This window comes from Streptomyces sp. NPDC107522 (assembly GCF_055657525.1).
Genome location: NZ_JBVKAU010000002.1, coordinates 192,961 through 215,622 on the forward strand (window position 1 = coordinate 192,961; position 22,662 = coordinate 215,622).

A 22,662-nucleotide genomic window follows, 5' to 3' on the forward strand; every position below is an offset into this window, starting at 1 on the left:
GGATGCGAGGATGAGGGCCGTCATGACTGCTGGGTGGTGTGTGCGCACGATACGGGCCGCGGTGTTCGCCGCTGTCTGTGTGCTGCTCGCCGCCCTCGGCCACGTGCTGATGTCGGGCGCGACGGTCCCGTGGTGGACGCTGGCGGTCGGTGTCGTCCTCACGGGCGGCGCGGGCTGGTGCCTGGCGGGCCGGGAGCGTGGGCTCCCGCTGGTCGTGTCCGTCGTGGTCGTCGCCCAGGGCGCGCTGCACGCGGCCTTCGAGTTCGCGCAGTCCTCAGCCGGTGCCGGGCAGGGCATGGGTTCCGTGTCCACGGACACGGGCTCCACGGACGTCATGGGCTCTATGGACGTCATGCGCTCTGTGGGGTCGATGGGCTCCATGGACATGGGGCAGAACATGGCCGTGAGCCACATGGGCATGGGTCACATGGGTGGGGACCACATGGGTGCCGGCCATATGGACATGGCCCACGACATGGCCGGCATGTCCTCCCTCGGTATGTTCGCCGCCCACACCCTCGCCGCTCTGCTGTGCGGCCTGTGGCTGGCCCACGGTGAGCGTGCCGCGTTCCGCATCCTGCGGGCCGTAGCCGGATGGCTGGCGGCCCCGCTGCGGCTGTCGCTCGCCCTGCCCGCACCGCCGCACCGCCCGCGTCTGCGTCCGCGGCGCGGCCGTTCCGACCGGGCGCCGCGGCTGCGGCCGCTCGTTCACACCATCACCTCTCGGGGGCCTCCGACGGGGATCGCTGTCGTCTGAGACAGCTGGTTCCCCGAGGCAGCGCGGACACGGGCGTCGAGTCGTCGACGGCCGCACGGGCGTCGAGTCGTGAGTCGCCGACGCCGACCGTGCCTCGGGCCCGGCCGTACCTGCGGTACGGCCGTATCCCGCATCCCCGGACATTCCGGTACGGCGCGCACCGTACGTCTCGCGTGCCCCGGCACCCTGCGGCGACGCCGTCGTGCCCGCCGCACCGTGCCTCCTGCCGTGCCGGAGTCCGGACTACCCGAGAAGGACTCAGGTGATCACTCCTGCCCTGCCTTCCTCACGCCCGACAGGCGTGAGAGACACGAAGGCGGACACGACCTCCCGTACGGCCCGTACGGCCTCCTGCGACGAGTCGACGACCGCGTGGGCGCTCGCCGCCCGCGGCGGTGACCCGGAGGCCGCCGACCGTTTCGTGCGCTCCCTGCACCGCGACGTCGTGCGGTACGTGGCGCATCTCTCCGCCGATCCACAGGCCGCCGACGACCTGGCGCAGGACACGTTCCTACGGGCGCTCGGCAGCCTGCACCGGTTCGAGGGCCGCTCCTCGGCACGCGCGTGGCTGCTGTCCATCGCGCGCCGCGCGGTGATCGACAGCCACCGGTACGCCGCCGCCCGGCCACGGCTGTCCGACACCGACGACTGGACGCTGCTGGCGGAACGCGCCCAGCCGACCGGGCTGCCCGGCTTCGACGACGGCATCGCCCTGCTCGACCTGCTGGACGCGCTGCCCGACGAGCGTCGCGAGGCGTTCGTCCTGACCCAGCTGGTGGGCCTGCCCTATGCGGAGGCGGCCGAGATGAGCGACTGCCCCGTCGGTACGGTCCGCTCGCGCGTCGCCCGTGCCCGGGCGACCCTCGTCGAGTTGCTGACGCAGGCCGATGCCGAGGCCGGTGGCGTGACCGACGCCACGGCCGTGGCGGAACCGGTCGCTGTGGCGGCCTGACCCGGAACCCGGTGTCGGTTCACCCTGCGGGGAACTGACACCGGGTCCGCCCCGACTACTGGATCGGGCGGCGGCGATCCGTCCGTCCATCCAGTGGATCAAGGGGAGTTCTGATGCTTTCTCGTGTGTGGCGGGCCACGACGGCCGTGGTGCTCGGCGGCCTGTGTGCGGCGGGCTGCGGCAGCGGGAACAGCGACGCGGCGGGCGCCGCCGCCGGGAAGGGCGACTCCGCCGGCCACCCCGTCACCGTCACCGACTGCACGGGTGCGAAGAGCACCTTCACCTCGGCCCCGCAGCGCATCGTCACCAGCAACGCCTCCAGCCTGGAACTCCTGCTGCGGCTGGGCGCGGGGGACAGGGTGATCGGCACCGGTTTCCCGCCCGGCAAGGGCACCCTGCCGGGCGAACTCGACGCGCGGGCGCAGCAGGTGAAGGTGCTCGGCGACACCGTCATCCCCAAGGAGAAGCTCCTCGGCTCCGGCGCCGACCTCTACATCGACACCTTCGCCTCGATGAACATGGGCGGAGGGATGGGGGATGCCCCGACCGAGGAGGAGTTCGAGGCGGCCGGCATCAAGCACACCTACCTGAAGTCGACGGCCTGCGCCGCCCTGGGCAAGACCCCGGTCACCGACCTGTCCGCCGTCGAGGACGACATCCTCTCGCTCGGCGCCGTCACGGGCACGCGTGCGAAGGCGAGGGAACTCGTCGACGGCATGAAGGAGAAGGTCGGCGCCGTCCAGCGGGCCGTGGGTGGCATGCCGGAGGACGAGCGGCCTTCGTACTTCTTCTTCGACTACGACGCCGGCAGCAAGCAACCCACCGCCGTCTGCAACCGGCAGATCGCCAACGCGGTCATCACCCTCGCCGGGGCCCGCAACGTCTTCGCCGGCTGTGACGGCGACTTCAAGCAGGTCGGCTGGGAGGACGTGATCGCCGAGAACCCGGACTGGATCCAGCTCGCCGTACGTGACCGGGGCAGCGAGGCCGCGAACCGGAAGGCGTTCGACGAGGCGGAGAAGTGGCTGAGGTCCAACTCGGCGACCAAGGGCCTGAAGGCGGTCGAGCAGCGACACTTCCTGCGCATCGGCTCCGAGCGGACGACCATCGCCGGGGTCGAGAACGCCGACACGGTCGAGCAGATCGCCAGGACCCTCCACCCCGGCAAGGTCCGCTGACCGTGACCTCCTTGCTGTCGCGGCGCGAGACGCCTCCGCAGCCACGCACGTTGCCCGCCGGACCGCCGGCGTTGGTCCTGGCCGTCGTTCTCCTGGCCGCGCTGACGGCCGCCGTGGCCTGGGGCTCGACGTCCGTGCCACCCGGCGAGGTGTGGAGCGTGGTCTGGCGGCGGCTGTCCGGCGAGCCGCCGCGTCCCGGCACGAACGACCTGATCGTGTGGCAACTGCGCGTCCCACGCGCTCTGTTGGCCGCACTCGTCGGCGCCGGGCTCGGCCTCGTCGGTACGGCGGTGCAGGCATTGGTGCGCAACCCGCTGGCCGACCCGTACCTCCTGGGCATCTCCAACGGCGCCTCCCTGGGCGCGGTCGCCGCGATCGTGCTCGGGCTGGGGGCCGGCGGGGCGCTGGGACTCGGGCTGTCCGGGGCGGCCTTCGCCGGAGCCCTGGCCACCTTCGCGCTCGTGTGGGCCGTGGCCCGGCGGGGCGGCGGATTCGCGCCGCTGCGGCTGGTGCTGGCCGGGGTGGGGATCGGGCAGTTCCTGTCCGGGTTCACCAGCTACCTCGTCCTCCGGGCCGGGGACGAACAGCAGACCCACAGCGTGCTGTTCTGGCTCATGGGCAGCCTCAGCGGCGCGAGCTGGGACCTGCTGGCCGTACCGGCGGTCGCGGTACCAGCCGGGTGGCTGTGCCTTCAGGCACGCGCCCGAGGTCTGAACGCCCTGCTGATGGGCGACGAGACCGCGGCCGGTCTCGGCATCGACGTCACCCGGCTGCGGCGGGAACTGTTCACGGTGACCAGCGTGCTGACCGGTGTCCTGGTGGCCGTCTCGGGTGCGATCGCCTTCGTCGCGCTGATGGTGCCGCACGTCTGCCGACTGGTGGTCGGCGGTGACCACCGGCGTCTGCTGACGGTCTCCGCGTTGTTCGGGGCGCTGCTGCTGGTGGTCGTCGACATCGTCTGCCGCAGCGCGATGGACACCCAGGAACTCCCGGTCGGCGTGGTCACCGCGCTCATCGGGGCTCCGGCGCTGCTGTATCTGCTGGACCGGCGCCTGGGGAGCGGCAGTTGAGTACTTGGGGGAGTGACCGGTGAGGATCGACATCGAGGACCTGCACATCGCGTACGCCGGCCGTACGGTCGTCGCCGACGCCCGGCTGATCGCGGCCGAGGGCGAGATCACCGGCCTCGTCGGTCCGAACGGCAGCGGCAAGTCCACGCTCCTGCGCACCGTCTACCGGCACCTGAAGCCGACCGCCGGCCGCGTTCTGCTGTCCGGCACCGATCTGCGCCGACTGAGCCCCGCCGAGGCGGCCCGGCATGTCGCGGCACTCCCGCAGGAGCGGGGCGGCGACTTCGAGCTGACCGTCCGCGAGGTCGTCGCCATGGGCCGTACGCCCTACAAGCGGGCCTTCGCCGGTGAGGACGCCACCGACCGTGACGTCGTCGCCCGTGCCCTCGCGGACGTAGGCATGGAGCAGCACGCCGGGCGCCGCTTCACCGAACTGTCCGGCGGCGAACGCCAACGCGTCCTGCTGGCCCGGGCCTTCGCCCAGCAGCCGGACGTCCTGGTGCTGGACGAGCCCACCAACCACCTCGACATCCGCCACCAGGTCGAACTGCTCGCCCTGCTCCGGACCCGGCGCCGCACCACCCTGGTGTCGCTGCACGATCTCAACGCCGCCGCCTCCGTCTGCGACCGGCTGCACGTCCTGCACGACGGCCATGTGGTCGCCTCCGGCCCGCCCCGCGAGGTACTGCGACCCGCCTTGCTGGCCCAGGTGTTCGGCGTACGGGCGACGGTGGTGGGCCATCCGCTGACCGGCGACCCGCTGATCGCCTTCGACCACCGTGCCCCTGCGGAGGGGCCGCACATCCCCAATGTCGTCTCCGAGCAGCGCTCGGGGGCTCGTTCCGGGCGGTCACACCAGTGAACGCCCGTGATCACGAAAGGTTCTGAACCATGAGCGACTACAAGGCCCTTGACGGCCTGGACCCGGTGGCGACCTTCTGCGGCAACTGCGACTGCGGCTGTCCGCAACTGTTCGTCGACCCCGCCGCACCGGCCGAGCGCCGGGTGATCCTCACTGATGACTTCGGGCAGCGGGTGCAGATGAGCGCCGACCAGTTCTCGTCGCTGGTCGCGGATGCCAAGTCCGGCAAGTTGGACGGCACCGTCACGGCCTGACCACCGACCGAGGAGTAGTTCCCGCATGTGCGGAATCACCGGCTGGGCGTCCTTCCGTCAGGACGCCCGCACCCGGGCCCCGGTCATCGAGGCCATGACCGCCACCCTCGCCCCCCGCGGCCCCGACGCGGGTGGTGTGTGGCTCGGCGAGCGCGCCGCGGTCGGCCACCGCCGCCTTGCCGTCATCGACCTCGCGGGCGGCGCCCAGCCGATGACCGACCGGCCCGACACACCGACGGCGGTGCTCGGCTACAGCGGGGAGGTCTACAACCACCACGAGCTGCGCGCCGAACTCCGGGGCCGCGGGCACGAGTTCCGCACCCGCAGCGACACCGAGGTCGTGCTGCGCGCCTACGCCGAGTGGGGTGACGGTCTCGCCGAACGCCTGGACGGCATGTTCGCCTTCGCCGTCTGGGACGAGCGCGCCGAGCGGCTGCTCCTCGTCCGCGACCGGCTCGGCGTCAAACCGCTGTTCTGGGCGGCCGTCGACGGAGGCCTCGCCTTCGCCTCCGAGCCCAAGGCACTCTTCCGGCACCCGGAGATACGGCCCCGCGTGGACGCGGACGGCCTCCGGGAGGCGTACGGCCTGCTGTTCAACACCGGGCCGACGATGTGGTCCGGCGTACGGGAGGTGGAGCCGGGCGGCCTGCTCGTCCTGGACCGGGACGGCATCCGCGAGCGCCGCTACTGGCAGCTCGAGGCCGGTGCGCACACGGACGACCGGGACGCCACCGTGGACCGGATCCACAGCCTGGTCAGCACGGCCGCCCGCAGCCGGCTGGAGGCTGACGTCCCCTTGTGCAGCCTGCTCTCCGGCGGCATCGACTCCACCGTCCTGACCGCCCTGCTCGCCGACGAACTCCGCCTGCGTGAGGGCCCGGACGCCCGGATCCGCTCGTACGCCGTCGACTACAGCGACCAGGCCGAGCAGTTCACCGGCGACGTCCTGCGCACCGGCCACGACACCCCGTACGCCACCGAGGCCGGTACCTTCATCGGCACCGACCACAGCACCGTCGTACTGGACCCGCGGACGCTGCTCGACCCCGAGCACCGCAGGGCCGTCGTCGTGGCCCGCGACTCGCCGATCGGCGTCGGCGACATGGACACCTCGCTGTACCTGTTGTTCGGGGAGATACGGCGGCACTCCACCGTCGCCCTGTCGGGGGAGGCCGCCGACGAGGTCTTCGGCGGCTACCCCTGGTTCCACAACCCCAGGGCGCTCGCCGCCGACACCTTCCCCTGGCTGCTGGTCACCGGCGACGAGGCCGCCATGCCCCTCAACCCCGAACTGGACCTGCGCATCGGTGAGTTCCGCGCCGACACCTACCGCAGCGCCCTGGCCGCCGTACCCCACCTCGACGGCGAGACCCCGACCGAACACCGGCAACGCGAGATGCAGCACCTGTCCCTGACCCGCTGGCTGCGCCAACTCCTGCACCGCAAGGACCGGTTGAGCATGGCCCAGGGACTGGAGGTCCGCGTCCCCTACTGCGACCACCGGCTCGTCCAGTACGCCTTCGACACGCCCTGGGCACTGAAGAGCTTCGACGGCCGGGAGAAGAGCCTCCTGCGCGCCGCCGGAACGGGGCTCGCCCCCGACTCGGTCCTGCACCGCCCCAAGAACCACTACCCGGCCACCCACCACCCCGACTACAACCGCGGCCTGCAGGACCTGGCCCGTGACGCGCTGTCCGTCGAGCAGGTCCGGGCGCTGGCCGACGAGACCCGGATCAAGCCCTGCCTCGACACCCCGCCCGAGCGGCTGGAGTGGGGCCACCGGCTGCGGCTCGAGCGCGTCGTCGACCTCGCCCTGTGGCTGGACCACCACCGCCCCGAACTCGCCCTCTAGGAGACCCGCGCATGACCCTCCAGCAACCCCTCCCGCCAGTGGTCCGGGAGACACTCCCGGACCCGGTCCCGCTGATGGGCTGCCCCTACAAGGCTGATCCGTACCCGTTGTACGAGCGGATGCGGGAGGCCGGCCCGGTGCACCGTGTCCTGTTCCCCAGCGGCGTGCAGGCCTGGCTCGTCACCGGCTACGAGGCCGCGCACTCCGCCCTCAACGACGACCGTCTCGGCAAGCACCATGACCGGGGCAACGACCGCTGGCGGGCCCGCGCCTCGATCATGCCCGAGCCGCAGCACTCCCAGCTCCAGGTCCATCTCCTCCACCAGGACCCGCCGCGGCACACCCGCATGCGGAGCCTCGTGACGGATTCCTTCGGCCCTCGCCGAGTCGAACGACTGCTGCCCCGATTCCAGGAGCTGGCCGACTCGCTCGTCGACGCCCTGCCGGCGGCCGGACCCGCCGACCTCGTCTCCGGCTTCGCCGCTCGCTTTCCCTTCCAGGTCCTCGCCGAAGTCATCGGGCTGCCGGGTGAGTTGGCCACGCGCTTCGACCGGGACTGGGGCAAGGTCGTCCAGCCGGTCGGGCCGACGGATCCGGGGCGGCCGCTGTACGAAGTCCGGCTGCACGGGCTGCAGAGCTACATCGCCGAGGTCGTCGCCCACAAGCGGGAGTACGGGGACGACGACCTGCTCGGCCGTCTCGTCGCTGCCCGGGACCGGCGCGAACTGTCCCAGGAGGAGCTGGACTCCATGATCTTCCAGCTGCTGGTCGCGGGCCAGGAACCGGTCACGAACCAGATCACGACGGCCCTGATCGCCCTGCTCCGCCACCCCGACCAGCTCGCCCGGCTGCGCGACGACCCCCGCCTGCTGCCCCGCGCGGTCGAGGAACTCCTGCGCTACGACAGCGCCTTCGAGCTGACCACCTGGCGCTTCTTCGCCCAGGACAGCGACCTGCACGGCACCGAGGTCCCGGCCGGCGACTCCGTGATCGTCTCCCTGTGCGCGGCCAACCGGGACCCGCGCCGCTTCCCCGAGCCCGACACCCTCGACCTCGACCGCAGTCCCAACCCCCATCTCGCCTTCGGCCACGGCATCCACTTCTGCCCCGGCGCCGCGCTCGCCCGCGCCGAACTCCGAATCGCCCTCGGCACCCTGCTCACGCGCCTGCCGGGCCTGCGCCTCGCCATCAGGGACGAGGACATCGAGTGGATCCCGGCCGTCCTGGGCCGCGGCACGAACCAACTGCCCGTCGGCTACGACAGACGACTGTGAGGCAGCGCCTCGACCGGCCCGGGCCTGGGCCTTGTCTGACCCCGGCCCGGTCTTGGTTGGCCCCGGCCCGGTCTCGGTTGATCCCCTCGCTCGGCCTCGTCTGACCCCGGCCTGGGCCCCGGCTGACCCCGGCCCAGTCTTGGTTGACCCCGGCCCGGTCTCGGCTGACCCCGGCTGGTCTCGGTTGACCCCCTCGCCCGGCCGCGGCCGACCCCCGCCCAGCCCCGGCCGACCCTTGCCCCGGCCGCTCAGGCTGATTCCTCCCACCTGACCGACAGCGACTGGCCCCCCAAGGCGCCACGCCGTCCTGCCCACACGCCCCCGGAGAAACCCACATGCTGCTGACCACCGCACCGGACACCCTCCCCGAGACCACCGGCGCGGAGATCCTGAACCTGCTCCTGCCGCACCACCGCACGACCGACCAGGCCCGCGCATCGGCCGAGGCCTTCCCGCATCAGCTGCGCCGGATCAGCGACTTCGTCCGCGAGGGCGCGCCCGTCGTCTTCACCCTGCCCGGCTTCCCCTGCAAGTCACCCAACCCGGCCAAGACCCTGGGCCACCTTCCCGACATGGGCGAACGTCTCTCCCTCGCCTTCCTCGACACGCTGTGCACGCGGATCGAGCGGATCCACCCGCCCGGCGCCCGCGTCGTCATCTGCTCCGACGGCCATGTCTTCGGTGACCTGATCCGCGTCCCCGACCACCACATCGACGCCTACGCGGACGAACTGCGCGCACTGATAGCGGAGTCGGGCAGTGACCGGCTCTCCGTCTTCGACCTGCGTGACGTCCTCGGTGACCTTCCCCACGACACCAAACGCGCCCACGTCCACGACCGCTACGCCCCCACCCTGGACGCCCTGCGCGCCGAGGTCCGCGCCGACGCCCCCGCCCTCGCGCTGTACCGGGGCATCACCCGCTTCCTCGTCGAGGACACCGCCGACTTCCGCGGCACCCGCTCCGCCCTGCAACGCGAGTGCCGCAGACGGGCGTACGGCGTCATCCAGCGCAGCCGGGCCTGGGGCGCCCTGATCGCCGATCACCATCCGCGCGCCGTACGCCTGTCGATCCATCCCCAGTCGGCAGGCGCCCCCAAGTTCGGCATCCGGCTGCTCGACGCCCCGGACGTCTGGACCACCCCCTGGCACTCCGCCGCCCTGCGCGAACCCGACGGCACCTGGACCCTCATGCCCCGCGCCAGGGCGCAGCGGCTCGGCCGCCTGGTCCACCGCGACGGCCGGCCGAGCCACTTCGAGCGCTCACGCGCGGACGGTCACCGCTCCTCGGCCACGGTCCGCAGATAGGCGCCGAGCCGGGTGATCGCGGAAGGGTTGCGGGGGCTCTCGACCAGGTCGACGTAGTCGAGGACGAAGATCCGCCGGTGCTTGACGGCGGAGACGTTCCGCAGGGGCGCGTAGGACAGCAGGAACTTCTTCTTCTGCTCGGCGCTCACGTCGCCGTAGTCGCAGATCACGATGACGTCCGGGTCCCGCTGTACGACGCTTTCCCAGCCCACGGTGGTCCAGGAGTCCTGGACGTCGTGCATGACGTTGATGCCGCCGGCCTCGCTGATGATCTGCTCGGGGGCGGCGTAGCGGCCGGAGGTGAAGGGCTGGTCCTGGCCGCTGTCGTAGAGGAAAACCTTCGGCCGGTCGGAGTCGGTGGGGGCCTTCGCCCGCACGTCGGCGATCTCCTTCTTGAAGCCGGCGATCAGCTCGGCGGCCCGCTGCTCGACCCCGAACAGTTTGCCGAGGTTGGTGAGGTCGGTGTACAGGGCGTCCAGGGGCGGCATGATGCCGCGTGAGGATTCGGTACGGCCGTTGTGGCAGGACTCGGTGAGGACGTACGAGGGGATGCCGAGTTTCTTCAGGGTGTCGGGGGTGAAGCCGCTGTCCTCGCGGAAGCCGTAGTTCCAGCCGGCGAAGACGAGGTCGGCGCGGGCGTCGAGGACGTTCTCCTTGGTGAGCTGGTCCTTCGACAGCCACTTCACCCTGTCGTAGCCGTCCTTCCACGGCACTCCGGTCAGATCGCCCTTGTCGTCGGGCATGGCGAACCCGGCCATGCGGTCCTGCAGACCGAGGGCGAACATCAGCTCGGTGATACCGACGTCGTTGGTGACGACGCGTTCGGGGACCTTGGCGTAGGTGACCTCGCGGCCGCAGTTGGTGAGGGTGACCGCGGTGGACTCGGTGTCCGTCGGCTTCTCCACCGTGGCTCCGCAGCCGGTCGCGGTGACGGTCGCGGCGAGGCAGAGGGCCGTGGCTATGAGCTTGCGCATATGCGTCCTTGGGGGAGGAGGTCGAACAGGAGCTGGACCGCGCCGGTCTCCGGGTGCCGTACCGGATGGGCACGGACTCCGAACACCTCGGCGAGCAGGGCGGGTTGAAGGACCTCGTGCGGGACGCCGGAGGCGACGATCCGGCCGCCCTCGATGACGTACAGGACGTCGCAGTGCGCGGCGGCCAGGTTGAGGTCGTGCAGGGCGGCCAGCACGGTGAGGCCGCTGGCCCGTACCAGGGACAGCACGTCCAACTGGTGGGCGATGTCGAGGTGGTTGGTGGGCTCGTCCAGGACGAGGACCTTCGGCTGCTGGGCGAGCGCGCGGGCGATGAGCACCCGCTGCTTCTCGCCGCCGGACAGGGCGAGGAACCCGCGGTCGGCGAGATGGGCCACGCCGGTGCGGTCCATGGCCGCGGCGCAGATCTCCCGGTCGGAGGCGGCCGTACGGTCCCGGTGCGGCAGCCGCCCCATCGCCACGACCTCGGCGACCGTGAAGTCGAACTCGGCCGACGACTCCTGCGGCAGCGCGGCCAGCACCCGGGCGGCGGCCCGCGGCGCCATGGCGTGCACGTCGTCGCCGTCGAGGCGCACCACGCCACCGGACGGACGCAGCGCCCGGTACACGCAGCGCAGCAGCGTGGACTTGCCGCTGCCGTTCGGGCCGACCAGCCCGACGAACGCTCCGCTTTCCGCCGTGAGTCGGATGTCGTCGACGAGCCGCGCCCCGGCAGCCTCGACCGCGACACCTTCGATGTCGAGCCGCATGTCACCGCCCTCCGAACGCATAGCCGCCGCGCCGCATCAGCAACAGGAACGCGGGCACCCCGACAACGGCGGTGATCACGCCGACCGGCAGTTCGGCGGGGGCCAGGAGGAGCCGGGAGAGCAGGTCCGCCCACACCAGCAGCACGGCCCCGGCGAGCGGAGCCACGGCCAGCACCCGCCGGTGATCGGCACCGATCAGCATCCGTACGACATGCGGAACCATCAGCCCGACGAACCCGATGGCCCCGCTGACGGCGACCACGGTCCCGGTCACGGCGGCGGTGACGAGGAACAACTCCCTGCGCAGCCGGGCGGGTTGGACCCCAAGGGCGGCGGAGGTCTCGTCCCCCATGGCGAGGGCGTTCAGCGCCTCCGCCCGCCACCGCAGCCAGACCCACCCCGCCGCCACGGTCACCGCGGCGAGCGGCACCTGCGCCCAGGTCGCGCCGCCCAGGCTGCCCAGCAGCCACATCATCGCCGACCGGGCCGCCTCGCCGCGGGCCGCGCCGAACACCATGACGGTGGTGACCGCCTCGAAGCCGTACGCCAGTGCCGTCCCGGTCAGGATCAGTCGCAGCGGGGTGAGTCCGTGCGGCGACCGTGCCACGGCGTACACCAGGGCCATGGCCGCGAGCGCCGACCCGAAGGCCGACAGCGACAGCGCCCAGACGCCCAGCCCGGCGAACGCGCCCAGCAGGATCACGGCGTTGGCGCCCACCGCGGCGCCCGAGGAGATGCCCAGCACGAACGGATCGGCGAGCGCGTTGCGCACCATCGCCTGTACGGCCACCCCGACGCTCGCGAGCCCGGCGCCGACGACCGCGCCGAGCACGACGCGCGGCAGCCGGATCTCCCAGACGATGGTGTACGCGGCGACGTCCCGCTCATCGATGGTCCCGCCGGTCAGCCCCGCCCCGAGCAGCCGGAGGACCTCGCCCCACCCGATCCCGGCGGCTCCGAGCCCGACGCCGCACACGAGGGAGACGAGCAGGAGCAGCCCCAGGCCCAGGGCGAGCGGCCGCACGGACAAGCGGGATCGAGGTGTCCGGGTCGGACTTCGGTGCACGGGCGGGCGGTCCTTCGCCTGGGGCCGCCTGTGAACGTAGAGCAGGGAGACAGCCCGTACGACCGTGCCGGCCGCGCGGTCCCCTCTCGCAGTCCACGGCGAGCAGTCAACGGGTCGCACCCTCCACGGGCGATCGGGCTCGCGCGACGGACGATCGGGTCGCCGCGCACACCGTTGCGGGTCAGCGCCGGACTCTCACCGGACTTCCCCCGCGGGAGGCCCGGCGAGCGTAACAGAGGCGACCGAGCCCGATTGTCAGTGCCCTGTGGAACACTCGCCGTCGTTCATCGGCCAGGAGCCGAACAAGCGCTGTGCCAAGGGGGATTGGCTGTCATGGGTGTGAGTGTTTCGTTCATCGGCGCGACGACGGAGGAACTCGACAGGGCGGAGAAGGAGCCGGACTGGGCCGAGGAATACATCGACGAGCTCTACGGCGACGACTTTCCCTCGCCGGACCGGCCCTTCGGCGGCCCGGACAAGGCCTTCGCCGGTCTGCAGTTCCTGTTCGACGAGACCGATGTGCAACTCGAGTTCCTGATGGACGGGTTCCTGATCCAGGAGGACGGCACGCTGTTCGGGTGGACCGCGGAGCAGATCGAGAGCGTGGCACGGCAGCTGCGGGTGACGCCGTGGGAGCGGCTGGCGGCCCACTACGACCCCGAGCGGATGACGAAGGAGGAGGTGTATCCCAACGCCTGGAGGTTCGACCCCGAAGGCGAGCTGGACTGGCTCGAGAACGCCTACCGGAATCTCGTCGAGTTCTTCGGCGACACGGCCGATCGGGGCCTCGGTGCGTTCATGAATTTCAGCTTCTAGGGAGGGAGCTTCCGGAGCGGACGCGGGGCCGGACTCTCCGATCACCTTCACCACCCGTCGTTCACCTCTCAAACACCCCTGGGGTAGGGTCACCGGCATTGTCGGCTACTGACTGGTAGTGCGCCGGTGCGGGGAGTGGCGGAGGGCGGCGGACAGATGGAGTCCCAGCTGGGCGGGAGCGGAAGCGGATCCGTTGGCGTCGACGGCACGAGGCTGGAGGAGCTGGCTCCGCAGCCGCTGCTGACCCGCGACTACGAGACGCGTCCCTCGCTCGTCTACGAGCGGCTGAGGCAGCAGCACGGATCCGTCGCACCGGTCGACCTGCTCGGGGTGCCCGCCTGGCTGGTCCTCGGCTACCGCGAGGCGCTGCAGGTGCTCCAGGACGACGACGGCTGGCCGAAGGGGCTGGAGAACTGGCGGGCCCGCACGGACGGCGAAGTACCCGCCGACTGGCCGCTCGGGCCGTCCCTGGAGGTCAACCACGTACTGATCCAGGGCGGTCCCGGATACGGGCAGCTGCGGACGGCGTGGGACGTGGCGCTCAAGCCGTTCCAGGACCCTGCCCACCCCCAGGCGAAGCGGCTGAAGGCCGCCGTCACCGCCTACGCCGACGAACTGATCACCCTGGTGGGGCAGGGCGGCGGCACCGGTGTGGCGGACCTGTCCGCGCAGTTCTCCCGCCCGCTGCCGCTGATGGTGGCCAGTCATCTGCTCGGCTTCCCCGGCTCCCAGGGCGACGACGCCCTGATGGACATGTGGCGGGTGCTGGACGCGGGTCCGGACGCCGAGCCCGCCCTGGAGCGGCTGCTGGCGACCCTGGCGGAACTGGCGGCCGTCAAGCTCAAAGAGCCGGGGGACGACTTTCCCTCCCATCTGCTGGCCGCGCATCCCGGACTCTCCCTCGACGAGCTGGCCCGTGAGCTGTTCATGCTGCTCGGCATGACCTCCGATCACGTCGGCATCCTCATGTCCAACACCGTGGTCGAGGTCATCTCCGGTGACGGCGACGGCAGCGTCCGCGCCAGCCTGTCCGCCGGGATGATCAGGGAGACCATGAACCGGGTGGTCATGCGCAAGCCCCCGCTGGTCAACTTCGTGCCGCGCTTCGCCGCCAAGGACACTCCGCTCGGCAACTACACGATCCGGGCGGGCGACCCGGTGTGGGTCTCCTCCGCCGCCGCGCACGCCGACCCGCTCTTCGCCGGCCGCGTCGCGGCGGGCAGCACGATCAGCACCCGGGCGCACCTGTCCTGGGGTGCCGGGCGCCGCCAGTGCCCGGCGCGTGAGCTCGCGTCCACGGTCGCGGCGGTCGGCGTGGGCCGGCTCTTCGAGCGGTTCTCCCATCTGGACCTCGCGCTGCCGGCCGATCAACTTCCGTGGCGCTCCTCACCGTTCATGCGTGGCCTGCGTTCACTGCCCGTACGGTACGAACTCGCGCCCGTGACCGTCCGGCCCCCGGCGTCCGCGGGCCCACCGGCACCGCAGTGGGAGTCGGCACCCCGGACGGCCCCCGACACGCCGGAGGCGACCGAGTCCGTGCTGCCGGACCAGGCCGCCCGGCAGCGTTCGTCACTGTGGCGATATCTCACGGGACTGATCCGCTCCGGCCGCTGACCGGGCGACGCAGAACGGCTCCCTGATCGACTGGAGGGCCGCCCGGCTGCGGCGTACGGTCGAATGGTGGCGGGAACCAGCACCGACCCCCCGCCCACGGCACGATGCCATGAGCAATCCGGAGCCGACACCCGAAGCACGGACCACCCCGCAGGATACGGAGCGGGGCGATGGCCGCGGCAGCGGTATGGCGCTGCTGGTCATCGCGTCCTGTCAGCTGATGGTGGTGCTCGACATCACCATCGTGAACATCGCCCTGCCGCACATCCAGCGTGCCCTGGACTTCTCCACGACCAGCCTGTCCTGGGTCGTCAACGCCTACACGCTCACCTTCGGCGGTCTGCTGCTGCTCGGCGGCCGGACCGGCGACATCCTGGGCAGACGGCGCGTCTTCATCTTCGGGGTGCTGCTCTTCGCGCTCGCCTCGCTGCTCGGCGGATTCGCCCAGAACGAGTGGCAGCTTCTCGCCGCGCGCGCCCTGCAGGGCGTCGGCGGCGCCATCGCGTCCCCGACCGCCCTGTCCCTGGTCAGTACGACCTTCCGCGAAGGGCCCGAACGCAACCGGGCGTTCGGGGTGTTCGCCGCGGTCTCGGCGGGGGGCGGCGCGATCGGGCTGCTCGCGGGCGGGGTCATCGTCGAGTGGCTCACCTGGCGCTGGGTGCTGTTCGTCAACGTGCCCATCGGGCTGCTCATCGCGCTCGCCACCCCGCGCTGGATCCGGGAGTCCGAGCGCCACCCCGGGCACTTCGACATCGCCGGCGCGCTGACCTCCACCCTCGGCATGGTGCTGCTGGTGTACGGGTTCATCCGGGCCGCGCAGGACGGTTGGCGGGACCCGCTCACGCTGGCCGCGTTCGGGGCGGCCGTCGTCGTCCTGCTGGTGTTCGTGCTGATCGAGCGGCGCTCCCGGCAGCCGATCACGCCCCTGCACATGTTCGCGGACCGCAACCGTGCGGGCACCTACGGCATGATGCTGAGCCTCGCCGCCGCGATCTTCGGCATGTTCTTCTTCCTGACCCTCTTCGTACAGAACGTCCTGGACTTCAGCCCGCTGCAGGCCGGGCTGGCCTTCCTGCCGGTGAGCGCGGTCATCGCGGTGGGTGCGGGGCTCGCGTCCCAGCTCCTGCCGAAGTTCGGGCCCAAACCCTTCATGGTGACGGGCGCGATCCTGGCCGCCGCGGGCCTTGCCTGGCTGACCCTGACCGACGTCCACTCCACCTACGCGGGCAGCATTCTCGGCCCGCTCCTCGTCTTCAGTCTCGGCATGGGCATGGAGTTCGTGTCCCTGACCCTGATGGCGCTGTCCAACGTGGCCACCCATGAGACAGGCGCCGCCTCCGGCCTGCTCAACGCCACCCAACAGGTGGGCGGCTCCCTCGGACTGTCCATCCTGGTGACGATGTTCGGCACGGCCAGCAACAACGAGGCCGACGAACAGATCCCCGCGTTCATGGCCCAGGCGACCCCCGCCGAGCGGCTGCTCTTCGAACGCACGGGGCAGCTCCCGCCGCCCTACGCCGACGAGATCCTCACCGCGGGAGTCTCCGCCGCCTTCGTCGTCGCCGCGATCTTCACCGCCGTCGCCGCGGTGATCGCCCTCCTCGTCATCCAGGTCCGCCCCTCCGACCTGGAACGGCTGCAGGGCGGCGGGATGCCGACGCCGTGAGGTGGCCGGGCCCTGTCGGCGCACCCACGACCGAAGCGCGCAGCGCCTGTCAGCCACCGATCCTCGCAGCGATGATCGGTGCCAGCCGGTCGGCGATGACGCGGTGGCCCTGGTCGTTGGGGTGGACGGAGTCCGTCAGGTCGCCGGAGCCGAAGATCCACGCGCGGGGGTGAGCGGCACGGACCTTGCGCAGCAGGCTGGTGTACGCCGACTGGAACTGCGTGGAGCTCACCCCGTGACCCACGTCGTTGGTGCTCAGGTTGATGACGACGGCGTCCACCCGGTAGCGGGAGAAGTCCCAGTCGGGCGTGGGGAGTTGGGGTTGAGCCTGCCGAACTGCTGCTCAAGGCCCACGCACCCGTCGGGTGGGAGCGCTCCTTGTGAGGTTGCAGTTACCTTCTGTGGCTCATGTGACAGATGTGACGACACATCCGATGGATGTCCCGTGGGGAAGGTGCATGCAACTCGTGCAGTTGATGTGACGACCTTCACCCCGATGTGGCTCAAAGTGATGAATTCCTTACGCAAGACGCGCGTAAGGGACGGTAATGCAGACAACGTCCGTGGAGGTTTCGAGTGCGACCGTTCACCCTCAACTACACCGTTCCCCGAGGGCTTCCGAGCGCCGTGACGCCCTATCACTTCGACCCGGCCCGTCAGCTGAACATGCTTCCCGACGGTCGCCCCGCGGTCAGTGACCCGGATCTTCTGCTCGCCGCCGGAACGACGACGTCCACCGCCGGTTCCGCGACCCACTTCGACGACTGACGAACCGTGAGCGAATGACCGTACTGATCCTCACGTCCGAGGAGGACGTGACCGCCGACATGGTGGTGGCCCGCCTGCACCGGACGGGGACTCCCGTGATGCGGCTCGACCCCGCCGATCTGCCCGGCAAGGCCGTGCTGTCCGCCGACTTCGCCCATGGCGACTTCGACGGCCACCTGTCGGTCAACGGGCATGTGCTCAGCATGGGAGGCCTGCGCTCCGTATGGGTGCGCAGGCCCGGTGAGCCGGCCGCGCACGCGGCACACCCCTCGCCCTGGCTGACCGCGGAGACCCGTCAGGCGCTGTACGGGATGCTCTACTCCGCCGCCACCCGGTGGATGAACCATCCGCGCAACGCCGACCAGGCCCGGCTCAAGCCCTGGCAGCTGCGGGTCGCCCACCTGAGCGGGTTCGCCGTACCGCCGACGGTCTTCACCACCGCGCCCCGGCTGGCGCAGCAGTTCGCCGAGGAGCACGGGGACGTGGTGGTGAAGTCGGCCTCGGGGCCGCCGCCCGGAGACCCCGGGCTGGCCCTGCCCACCACCCTGATCGGGCCCGACACGGACTTCTCCGCCGTCGCGGCCGGGCCCGCCCTGCTGCAGCGGTACATACCCAAGCGGGCGGACATCCGTCTGACCTGCGTCGGCACCCGGTTGTTCGCCGCACGCAAGACCGCCGAGCCCGGTCAGATCGACGGACGCTACGGCGAGACCGGGCACGCCTGGGAGCCGGTCGAGGTCCCCGACCGCATCGGCAAGTCGGTGCACGAGTACGTCACTCTGGCCGGACTGGCGTACGCCGCCTTCGACTTCGCCGAGGACGAGGACGGCATCTGGTGGTTCCTGGAGTGCAACCAGGGCGGCCAGTTCGGCTTCGTCGAACTGGAGACCGGGCAGCCGATCTCGGAGGCGGTCGCCCTGTGGCTGGCACAGTCGCCGCGCAGGGCGGACCGCCGCCGGTCCGGCTGAACCTCCTTACCCGGCCAGCTCCTTGCGGATGCGGTCCAGCATGAACGCCGAGGACTCCTCGGCCCGCTCCTCCCAGGCGAAGACGCAGGCCGTGGCGACGCCGTCGAAGTTCAGCTCGCGCAGGGTGCCGAAGAAGGCGTCCCAGTCGACCTCGCCCTGCCCGATGTCCAGGTGCTGGTGGATACGGGCCGGGGTGCCGGGCGGGTTGAGGATGTAGCGCAGTCCGGACGAACCCTTGTGGTTGAAGGAGTCCGCGATGTGCACGTGCTGGAGCTTGTCACCGGCGTAGCGCATCATCGCCGCGATGTCCGCACCGACCTGCGCGGGCCCCGAGAGGTGGAAGGAGTGCGGGGCGCAGTAGAGGTAGTTCACCCACGGCTTGTTGATCGCGCGGACCAGGTCGACGGCGGGGGTGTTCTCCTCGCAGAAGTCGTCCGGGTGCGCCTCCAGGTTCAAGGCGATGCCTTCGCGCTCGAAGACCGGGAGGAGCTCCTCCATCGACCGCCAGAAGGCCGCTTCACTCTCGGCGGCACGCTCGGGACGGCCGTTGAACTCCGAGTTCATCAGCGGACATTCCAGGTCTACGGTGATCTCGATCATCCGCTTCCAGTAGCGGACGGCCGCCTGCCGCTCCGTCTCGTCCGGCGATGACCACTTGTACAGCGGCAGCGCGGAGGACAGCTGGACGCCGTGTGTGCGCAGGGCGTTCTTCAGCTCGGCGATCCGCTCGTCGTCGGCGCGCGGGTGCAGGAAGAACGGCATGAAGTCGTCGCGGGGCGACAACTCGATGTACTCGTAGCCGAGTTCGGCGACCGTGCGCACCATCTCGTCGATGGGCAGCGCGCGGAACATGTACGGGTCGAGGGCGATCTTCATGCGGTCCCTCCGTAGAGAGCGGGTCGGGGCTTGAGGTCGGTGGCGACGACACGGCCCGACTCCAGGGCCTCGACGGTCGCGCTGGTGATGACGGTGGCGGCGTAGCCGTCCCACGCCGAGGGGCCGGTGTGCTCGGCGCCGGCGGCGACGCCCGCGATCCACTCGCGGAACTCGGTGTCGAAGGCGTCCACGAAACGGCCCACCCAGTCCGTGAGCACCTCCGTGCTGTGCTGACCGGCGGTGCGCACGCCCACCGCGGCCGGGTCGGGCAGCCGGACCAGGCCCTCCTCGCCGACCGCCTCGCACTGGATGTCGTAGCCGTACTGGCAGTTGACGAAGACCTCCAGGTCGATCCGGACGCCCCTGGCGGTCTCGAAGAGCATGATCTGCGGGTCCTGCAGGTGCGCGAACCGCTTGCTCGTGGCGCGCGGGGTGACCACCTGGGTGGAGACGATCTCGTCGTCGAGCAGCCAGCGCAGTGCGTCCACCTCGTGCACCGCCGTGTCCAGGGCGGCCATGGAGGAGGTGTACGACTCCGGGACGGTCGGGTTGCGGTGGGCGCAGTGCACGATCAGCGGCTCGCCGATCCGGCCGGAGTCGATGACCTGCTTCATCTGCCGGTAGCCGACGTCGTAGCGGCGCATGAAGCCGACCTGGACCAGGCGGCGGCCGAGCGCCGTCTCCGCCTCGACGATCTTCAGGCAGTCCTCGGCGGTCGTGGCCAGCGGCTTCTCGCAGAAGACCGGCTTCCCGGCGGCTATCGCGTTCAGCACGTGCTCGGTGTGGGTCGGGCCCCAGGACGTCACGAGGACGGCGTCGACGTCGTCCGCCGCGATCAGGGCCGCCCCGTCGGGCAGCACCCGGGCCCCGACCGGCGCCGCCGCCTCATCGGCGCGGGCGGCGTCGATGTCGGTCACCGCGGTGACGCGGGCGCCCGTGACGGTCTCGGTGAGGCGCCGGATGTGTTCCTTGCCGATCCAGCCGGCGCCGATGACGCCTACACGTACGGTCATTTTCTTTCCTTATGACGGTGTTTCAGATGGTCAGGAGTAGCGCGCCCGGAGCTCGGCCTCGAGGGTTTCGAGCGAACGGCCCTTCGTCTCGGGGACGTAGAGCTTCACGAAGGTGAGCGAGAAGACTCCCGCCACCACGAAGAGGAAGAAGGTGCTGGAGATCCCGATGCCGGAGACCAGCGACGGGAAGACCAGCCCGATCACGAAGTTGGTCAGCCACAGCACCACGGCCGCGACGCCCATGCCGAAGCCGCGCATCCGCATCGGGAAGATCTCCGACAGCATCAGCCACGTCACCGGCGAGATCGCGCCCTGCTGGAAGGCGAGGAAGGTGACGGTCATGGCGAGCACCGCGTAGGCGCGGCCGTCACCGGACGGCAGGACGAGGGAGAAGATGCCGATCAGCAACAGGGCTGCGGTGGTGCCGATCTGACCGGTCATCAGCATCGGGCGGCGGTTGACGCGGCCCAGCAGCCAGATGCCGACGAAGGTGGCCAGCACGGAGATCACGCCGTTGGCGATGTTGGCCGTGAGAGCGCTGTCGGAGGCGAAGCCGGCGTCGGTGAGGATCTCGGTGCCGTAGTACATGATCGTGTTGACGCCGGTGATCTGCTGCACGATGGCGATGCCGAAGCCGACGAACATCAGCTTGCGGACCCAGGGCGTGGCCTTCATGTCCTGCCAGCCGCCGAGTTTCTCCTGCTCCTCCTTGACGGCGAGCGCGGACACCTCCGCCAGCTCGGCCTCGGCCCGCTGCCGGGACCTGACCTGCCTCAGCACCTCCAGGGCCTCGGCGAAGCGGGTCTGTGAGGCGAGCCAGCGCGGGCTCTCCGGCATCACCAGCATGCCGAACCAGAGCACGACGGCCGGGACGGTGGCGATCACCAGCATCCAGCGCCATACGCCGCCGGACTCGCCGCCTACCTGGGCGATGATCGCGTTGGAGGTGAAAGCGAGCAACTGGCCGCTGACGATCATCAGTTCGTTACGGGTGACCAGCGCGCCGCGCCGCTCGGCGGGCGACACCTCCGCGAGGTAGACCGGCACCGTCACCGAGGCGCCGCCCACCGCGAGACCCAGCACGAACCGGGCGACGACCATGACGGCGGTCGTCGGCGCGAGCGTGCAGCCGAGCGCGCCGATGAAGAACAGCACCGCGAGCGCGAGGATCGTACGGCGCCGCCCGCGCGCGTCCGACAGCCGGCCGCCGGTCACCGCGCCCAGCGCGGCACCGAGCAGGAGCGAGCTGGTGACCATGCCCTCGGTGACCGGGGTGAGACCGAGGTCGTCGGTCATGTAGGGCAGGGCGCCGTTGATGACGCCGGTGTCGTAGCCGAAGAGCAGTCCGCCGAAGGTGGCGATGACCGTGATCAGCCGCAGCCTGCGGGACACCGCCGGGGGCGCGTCGTCCGTGACGGTGGTGGGGGCCTGTGTCGTGTCGTCCCTGACGTCCATGGGCCGCCTCCTTACCGGTGCTCGGTCGTCAGGGTGGGGCGTCGGGTGCCGGTCAGGCCGCAGCCGGCCAGGTGTTCGCGGGTGCTGACCGCGATGGGGAGCGGCACCTCGGGTGCGCAGGGGTACAGGTCCTGCTCGACGATGACGAACAACTCGGCGTCCAGCGTGGCGAGTTCGGCGATGACGTCGGCGGGCCGGGGCACGCCGGCCGGCGGGGAGACGCACACGCCGCGCTTGACGGCCTCGCCGAAGGAGAGGTCCTCGGCGGCGACCTGGGCGAGGATCTCGGGGTCCATCTGCTTGATGTGCACGTACCCGACGCGCTCGCCGAAGCGGCGGATCAGGTCGAGGTTGTCACCGCCGCCGTAGGCGACATGGCCGGTGTCCAGGCACAGGTTGGTGTAGCGGGAGTCGGACTCGTCGAGGAGCCGTTCGATCTCCGGCTGGGTCTGGATGTGGCTGTCGGCGTGCGGGTGGACGACCAGGCGTACGTCGTACTCGTCGAGGAGCAGCCTGCCGAGCCGGTCGGCGGCCTTGCCGAAGCCCGCCCACTGCTCGGCGGTCAGCTCGGGGGACTCGGTGAAGGCGCCGGTCTTCTCGTCCCGGTACATCGGCGGGATGAGCACGAGGTGGTGGGCGCCCGCGGCGGCGGTCAGCGTGGCCACCTGACGGACGTGGGCGAGCATGTCGTCCCAGGCCTCGGGGCGGTGCAGGGCGCCGAAGGCGGTGCCGCCGGAGACCTTGAGGCCGCGCACGGCGAGTTCCTCGGCGAGGACGGCGGGGTCGGTGGGGAGGTAGCCGTACGGGCCGAGCTCCAGCCACTCGTACCCCGCCCGGGCCAGCTCGTCGAGGAAGCGGGTGTACGGGACCTGCTGGTCGTCCTCGGGGAACCAGACGCCCCATGAGTCGGGGGCCGAGCCCAGGCACAGGTTGCCCACGGTGGTGCGGAGAGGGGTTGGCGCCGTTGCCATGGCATGTCCTTCGGGGAGGGGACGGGCGTCGGTGGACGTCTCTTCCGTCGCAAGTGCTGTCGCGCTCTACTAGCGCGCTCTAGTGCGAGTACGATGGCCCTGGTCCAAATGTCATGTCAATAGCTTGTTGCTGGGAGATTTCGCGACCTCGCTAAGGTGAGCGGCGTCGAAGGGTGGGTTCACAGGTGGATGCATCAGGCCG

At 71.0% G+C, this 22,662-nt stretch carries 22 protein-coding genes; 14 read left to right on the forward strand and 8 right to left on the reverse strand.

Annotated features, from left to right (window positions below; translation table 11 throughout):
- Positions 1 to 22 precede the first annotated feature (22 nt).
- From ACZ7L6_RS06060 to ACZ7L6_RS06100, 9 genes are all read left to right on the forward strand, one after another.
- Positions 23 to 757 carry a hypothetical protein gene (locus ACZ7L6_RS06060; protein ID WP_471920772.1) on the forward strand — a complete coding sequence of 245 codons (735 nt, stop codon included), beginning with the start codon at positions 23 to 25 and terminating at the stop codon, positions 755 to 757.
- A gap of 262 nt (positions 758 to 1,019) precedes the next feature.
- A complete protein-coding gene (locus ACZ7L6_RS06065; RefSeq protein WP_471920773.1) occupies positions 1,020 to 1,709 on the forward strand; it encodes a sigma-70 family RNA polymerase sigma factor in 690 nt (229 codons plus the stop codon).
- A 113-nt stretch (positions 1,710 to 1,822) separates the two neighbouring features.
- Entirely contained in the window at positions 1,823 to 2,887 is a 1,065-nt protein-coding gene (locus tag ACZ7L6_RS06070) for an ABC transporter substrate-binding protein (protein ID WP_471920774.1), read from the forward strand.
- Positions 2,888 to 2,889: 2 nt separating this feature from the next.
- Positions 2,890 to 3,957, forward strand: a complete 1,068-nt coding sequence (locus ACZ7L6_RS06075) for a FecCD family ABC transporter permease (protein ID WP_471920775.1) — start codon at positions 2,890 to 2,892, stop codon at positions 3,955 to 3,957.
- 19 nt (positions 3,958 to 3,976) lie between these two features.
- Positions 3,977 to 4,819 carry an ABC transporter ATP-binding protein gene (locus tag ACZ7L6_RS06080; RefSeq protein ID WP_471920776.1) on the forward strand — a complete coding sequence of 281 codons (843 nt, stop codon included), beginning with the start codon at positions 3,977 to 3,979 and terminating at the stop codon, positions 4,817 to 4,819.
- A gap of 29 nt (positions 4,820 to 4,848) precedes the next feature.
- Positions 4,849 to 5,073 (forward strand): hypothetical protein, encoded by a 225-nt coding sequence (locus tag ACZ7L6_RS06085; protein WP_471920777.1) that lies wholly within the window; start codon positions 4,849 to 4,851, stop codon positions 5,071 to 5,073.
- A gap of 25 nt (positions 5,074 to 5,098) precedes the next feature.
- Positions 5,099 to 6,925, forward strand: a complete 1,827-nt coding sequence (gene asnB / locus ACZ7L6_RS06090) for an asparagine synthase (glutamine-hydrolyzing) (RefSeq protein WP_471920778.1) — start codon at positions 5,099 to 5,101, stop codon at positions 6,923 to 6,925.
- Positions 6,926 to 6,936: 11 nt separating this feature from the next.
- The gene (locus ACZ7L6_RS06095) at positions 6,937 to 8,199 is read left to right on the forward strand and encodes a cytochrome P450 family protein (RefSeq protein ID WP_471920779.1); all 1,263 of its coding nucleotides are present in this window, start codon (positions 6,937 to 6,939) and stop codon (positions 8,197 to 8,199) included.
- Between the two features lie 335 nt (positions 8,200 to 8,534).
- On the forward strand, positions 8,535 to 9,506 hold the full coding sequence (locus tag ACZ7L6_RS06100; protein WP_471920780.1) for an L-tyrosine/L-tryptophan isonitrile synthase family protein: 972 nt from the start codon (positions 8,535 to 8,537) through the stop codon (positions 9,504 to 9,506).
- Here the strand turns inward: ACZ7L6_RS06100 and ACZ7L6_RS06105 are convergent.
- Genes ACZ7L6_RS06105 through ACZ7L6_RS06115 form a run of 3 tightly spaced genes read right to left on the reverse strand, consistent with a single transcriptional unit; the run spans position 9,476 to position 12,271 of the window.
- A complete protein-coding gene (locus ACZ7L6_RS06105) occupies positions 9,476 to 10,480 on the reverse strand; it encodes an ABC transporter substrate-binding protein (protein WP_471920781.1) in 1,005 nt (334 codons plus the stop codon). The two genes, ACZ7L6_RS06100 and ACZ7L6_RS06105, sit on opposite strands and share 31 nt — an antisense overlap.
- On the reverse strand, positions 10,465 to 11,247 hold the full coding sequence (locus ACZ7L6_RS06110; protein WP_471920782.1) for an ABC transporter ATP-binding protein: 783 nt from the start codon (positions 11,245 to 11,247) through the stop codon (positions 10,465 to 10,467). Before ACZ7L6_RS06110 ends, ACZ7L6_RS06105 begins: the two co-directional genes overlap by 16 nt.
- Position 11,248: 1 nt before the next feature.
- The gene (locus ACZ7L6_RS06115; protein WP_471921773.1) at positions 11,249 to 12,271 is read right to left on the reverse strand and encodes a FecCD family ABC transporter permease; all 1,023 of its coding nucleotides are present in this window, start codon (positions 12,269 to 12,271) and stop codon (positions 11,249 to 11,251) included.
- 375 nt (positions 12,272 to 12,646) lie between these two features.
- On the opposite strand from ACZ7L6_RS06115, the gene ACZ7L6_RS06120 reads away from it, so the two are divergent.
- The 3 genes from ACZ7L6_RS06120 to ACZ7L6_RS06130 all read left to right on the forward strand — a co-directional run bounded on the left by ACZ7L6_RS06120 (position 12,647) and on the right by ACZ7L6_RS06130 (position 16,409).
- Positions 12,647 to 13,129, forward strand: a complete 483-nt coding sequence (locus ACZ7L6_RS06120; RefSeq protein WP_471920783.1) for a DUF1877 family protein — start codon at positions 12,647 to 12,649, stop codon at positions 13,127 to 13,129.
- A 156-nt stretch (positions 13,130 to 13,285) separates the two neighbouring features.
- Positions 13,286 to 14,743, forward strand: coding sequence for a cytochrome P450 family protein (locus tag ACZ7L6_RS06125; RefSeq protein ID WP_471920784.1), 1,458 nt, complete (start codon positions 13,286 to 13,288; stop codon positions 14,741 to 14,743).
- A 187-nt stretch (positions 14,744 to 14,930) separates the two neighbouring features.
- Positions 14,931 to 16,409 carry an MFS transporter gene (locus tag ACZ7L6_RS06130; RefSeq protein WP_471921775.1) on the forward strand — a complete coding sequence of 493 codons (1,479 nt, stop codon included), beginning with the start codon at positions 14,931 to 14,933 and terminating at the stop codon, positions 16,407 to 16,409.
- Positions 16,410 to 16,458: 49 nt separating this feature from the next.
- On the opposite strand, the gene ACZ7L6_RS06135 is transcribed toward ACZ7L6_RS06130, so the two are convergent.
- Complete coding sequence (locus tag ACZ7L6_RS06135) at positions 16,459 to 16,689, reverse strand: SGNH/GDSL hydrolase family protein (RefSeq protein WP_471920785.1); 231 nt, start codon at positions 16,687 to 16,689, stop codon at positions 16,459 to 16,461.
- 296 nt (positions 16,690 to 16,985) lie between these two features.
- Between ACZ7L6_RS06135 and tgmA the strand changes: the two genes are divergently transcribed.
- Positions 16,986 to 17,177 (forward strand): putative ATP-grasp-modified RiPP, encoded by a 192-nt coding sequence (tgmA, locus tag ACZ7L6_RS06140; protein WP_471920786.1) that lies wholly within the window; start codon positions 16,986 to 16,988, stop codon positions 17,175 to 17,177.
- A 14-nt stretch (positions 17,178 to 17,191) separates the two neighbouring features.
- Positions 17,192 to 18,145: an ATP-grasp ribosomal peptide maturase gene (gene tgmB, locus ACZ7L6_RS06145; protein ID WP_471920787.1), complete on the forward strand. Its 954-nt coding sequence runs from the start codon at positions 17,192 to 17,194 to the stop codon at positions 18,143 to 18,145.
- A gap of 6 nt (positions 18,146 to 18,151) precedes the next feature.
- Here tgmB and ACZ7L6_RS06150 read toward each other — a convergent pair whose 3' ends face one another.
- Genes ACZ7L6_RS06150 through ACZ7L6_RS06165 form a run of 4 tightly spaced genes read right to left on the reverse strand, consistent with a single transcriptional unit; the run spans position 18,152 to position 22,460 of the window.
- Positions 18,152 to 19,021 (reverse strand): sugar phosphate isomerase/epimerase family protein, encoded by an 870-nt coding sequence (locus tag ACZ7L6_RS06150; protein WP_471920788.1) that lies wholly within the window; start codon positions 19,019 to 19,021, stop codon positions 18,152 to 18,154.
- The gene (locus ACZ7L6_RS06155; RefSeq protein ID WP_471920789.1) at positions 19,018 to 20,034 is read right to left on the reverse strand and encodes a Gfo/Idh/MocA family oxidoreductase; all 1,017 of its coding nucleotides are present in this window, start codon (positions 20,032 to 20,034) and stop codon (positions 19,018 to 19,020) included. Before ACZ7L6_RS06155 ends, ACZ7L6_RS06150 begins: the two co-directional genes overlap by 4 nt.
- Positions 20,035 to 20,064: 30 nt before the next feature.
- Positions 20,065 to 21,489 (reverse strand): sugar porter family MFS transporter, encoded by a 1,425-nt coding sequence (locus ACZ7L6_RS06160; protein ID WP_471920790.1) that lies wholly within the window; start codon positions 21,487 to 21,489, stop codon positions 20,065 to 20,067.
- Between the two features lie 11 nt (positions 21,490 to 21,500).
- Positions 21,501 to 22,460 (reverse strand): TIM barrel protein, encoded by a 960-nt coding sequence (locus ACZ7L6_RS06165; RefSeq protein ID WP_471920791.1) that lies wholly within the window; start codon positions 22,458 to 22,460, stop codon positions 21,501 to 21,503.
- Positions 22,461 to 22,662 lie beyond the last annotated feature (202 nt).

Excerpts from the sequence above, each read along its gene's own strand:
- ACZ7L6_RS06060 (WP_471920772.1), top strand. The coding sequence starts at position 23 with ATGACTGCTGGGTGGTGTGTGCGCACGATACGGGCCGCGGTGTTCGCC.
- ACZ7L6_RS06070 (WP_471920774.1), top strand. The coding sequence starts at position 1,823 with ATGCTTTCTCGTGTGTGGCGGGCCACGACGGCCGTGGTGCTCGGCGGC.
- ACZ7L6_RS06085 (WP_471920777.1), top strand. The coding sequence starts at position 4,849 with ATGAGCGACTACAAGGCCCTTGACGGCCTGGACCCGGTGGCGACCTTC.
- asnB (WP_471920778.1), top strand. The coding sequence starts at position 5,099 with ATGTGCGGAATCACCGGCTGGGCGTCCTTCCGTCAGGACGCCCGCACC.
- ACZ7L6_RS06095 (WP_471920779.1), top strand. The coding sequence starts at position 6,937 with ATGACCCTCCAGCAACCCCTCCCGCCAGTGGTCCGGGAGACACTCCCG.
- ACZ7L6_RS06100 (WP_471920780.1), top strand. The coding sequence starts at position 8,535 with ATGCTGCTGACCACCGCACCGGACACCCTCCCCGAGACCACCGGCGCG.
- ACZ7L6_RS06105 (WP_471920781.1), bottom strand. The coding sequence starts at position 10,480 with ATGCGCAAGCTCATAGCCACGGCCCTCTGCCTCGCCGCGACCGTCACC.
- ACZ7L6_RS06110 (WP_471920782.1), bottom strand. The coding sequence starts at position 11,247 with ATGCGGCTCGACATCGAAGGTGTCGCGGTCGAGGCTGCCGGGGCGCGG.
- ACZ7L6_RS06120 (WP_471920783.1), top strand. The coding sequence starts at position 12,647 with ATGGGTGTGAGTGTTTCGTTCATCGGCGCGACGACGGAGGAACTCGAC.
- ACZ7L6_RS06125 (WP_471920784.1), top strand. The coding sequence starts at position 13,286 with ATGGAGTCCCAGCTGGGCGGGAGCGGAAGCGGATCCGTTGGCGTCGAC.
- ACZ7L6_RS06130 (WP_471921775.1), top strand. The coding sequence starts at position 14,931 with ATGGCGCTGCTGGTCATCGCGTCCTGTCAGCTGATGGTGGTGCTCGAC.
- tgmB (WP_471920787.1), top strand. The coding sequence starts at position 17,192 with ATGACCGTACTGATCCTCACGTCCGAGGAGGACGTGACCGCCGACATG.
- ACZ7L6_RS06150 (WP_471920788.1), bottom strand. The coding sequence starts at position 19,021 with ATGAAGATCGCCCTCGACCCGTACATGTTCCGCGCGCTGCCCATCGAC.
- ACZ7L6_RS06155 (WP_471920789.1), bottom strand. The coding sequence starts at position 20,034 with ATGACCGTACGTGTAGGCGTCATCGGCGCCGGCTGGATCGGCAAGGAA.
- ACZ7L6_RS06160 (WP_471920790.1), bottom strand. The coding sequence starts at position 21,489 with ATGGACGTCAGGGACGACACGACACAGGCCCCCACCACCGTCACGGAC.
- ACZ7L6_RS06165 (WP_471920791.1), bottom strand. The coding sequence starts at position 22,460 with ATGGCAACGGCGCCAACCCCTCTCCGCACCACCGTGGGCAACCTGTGC.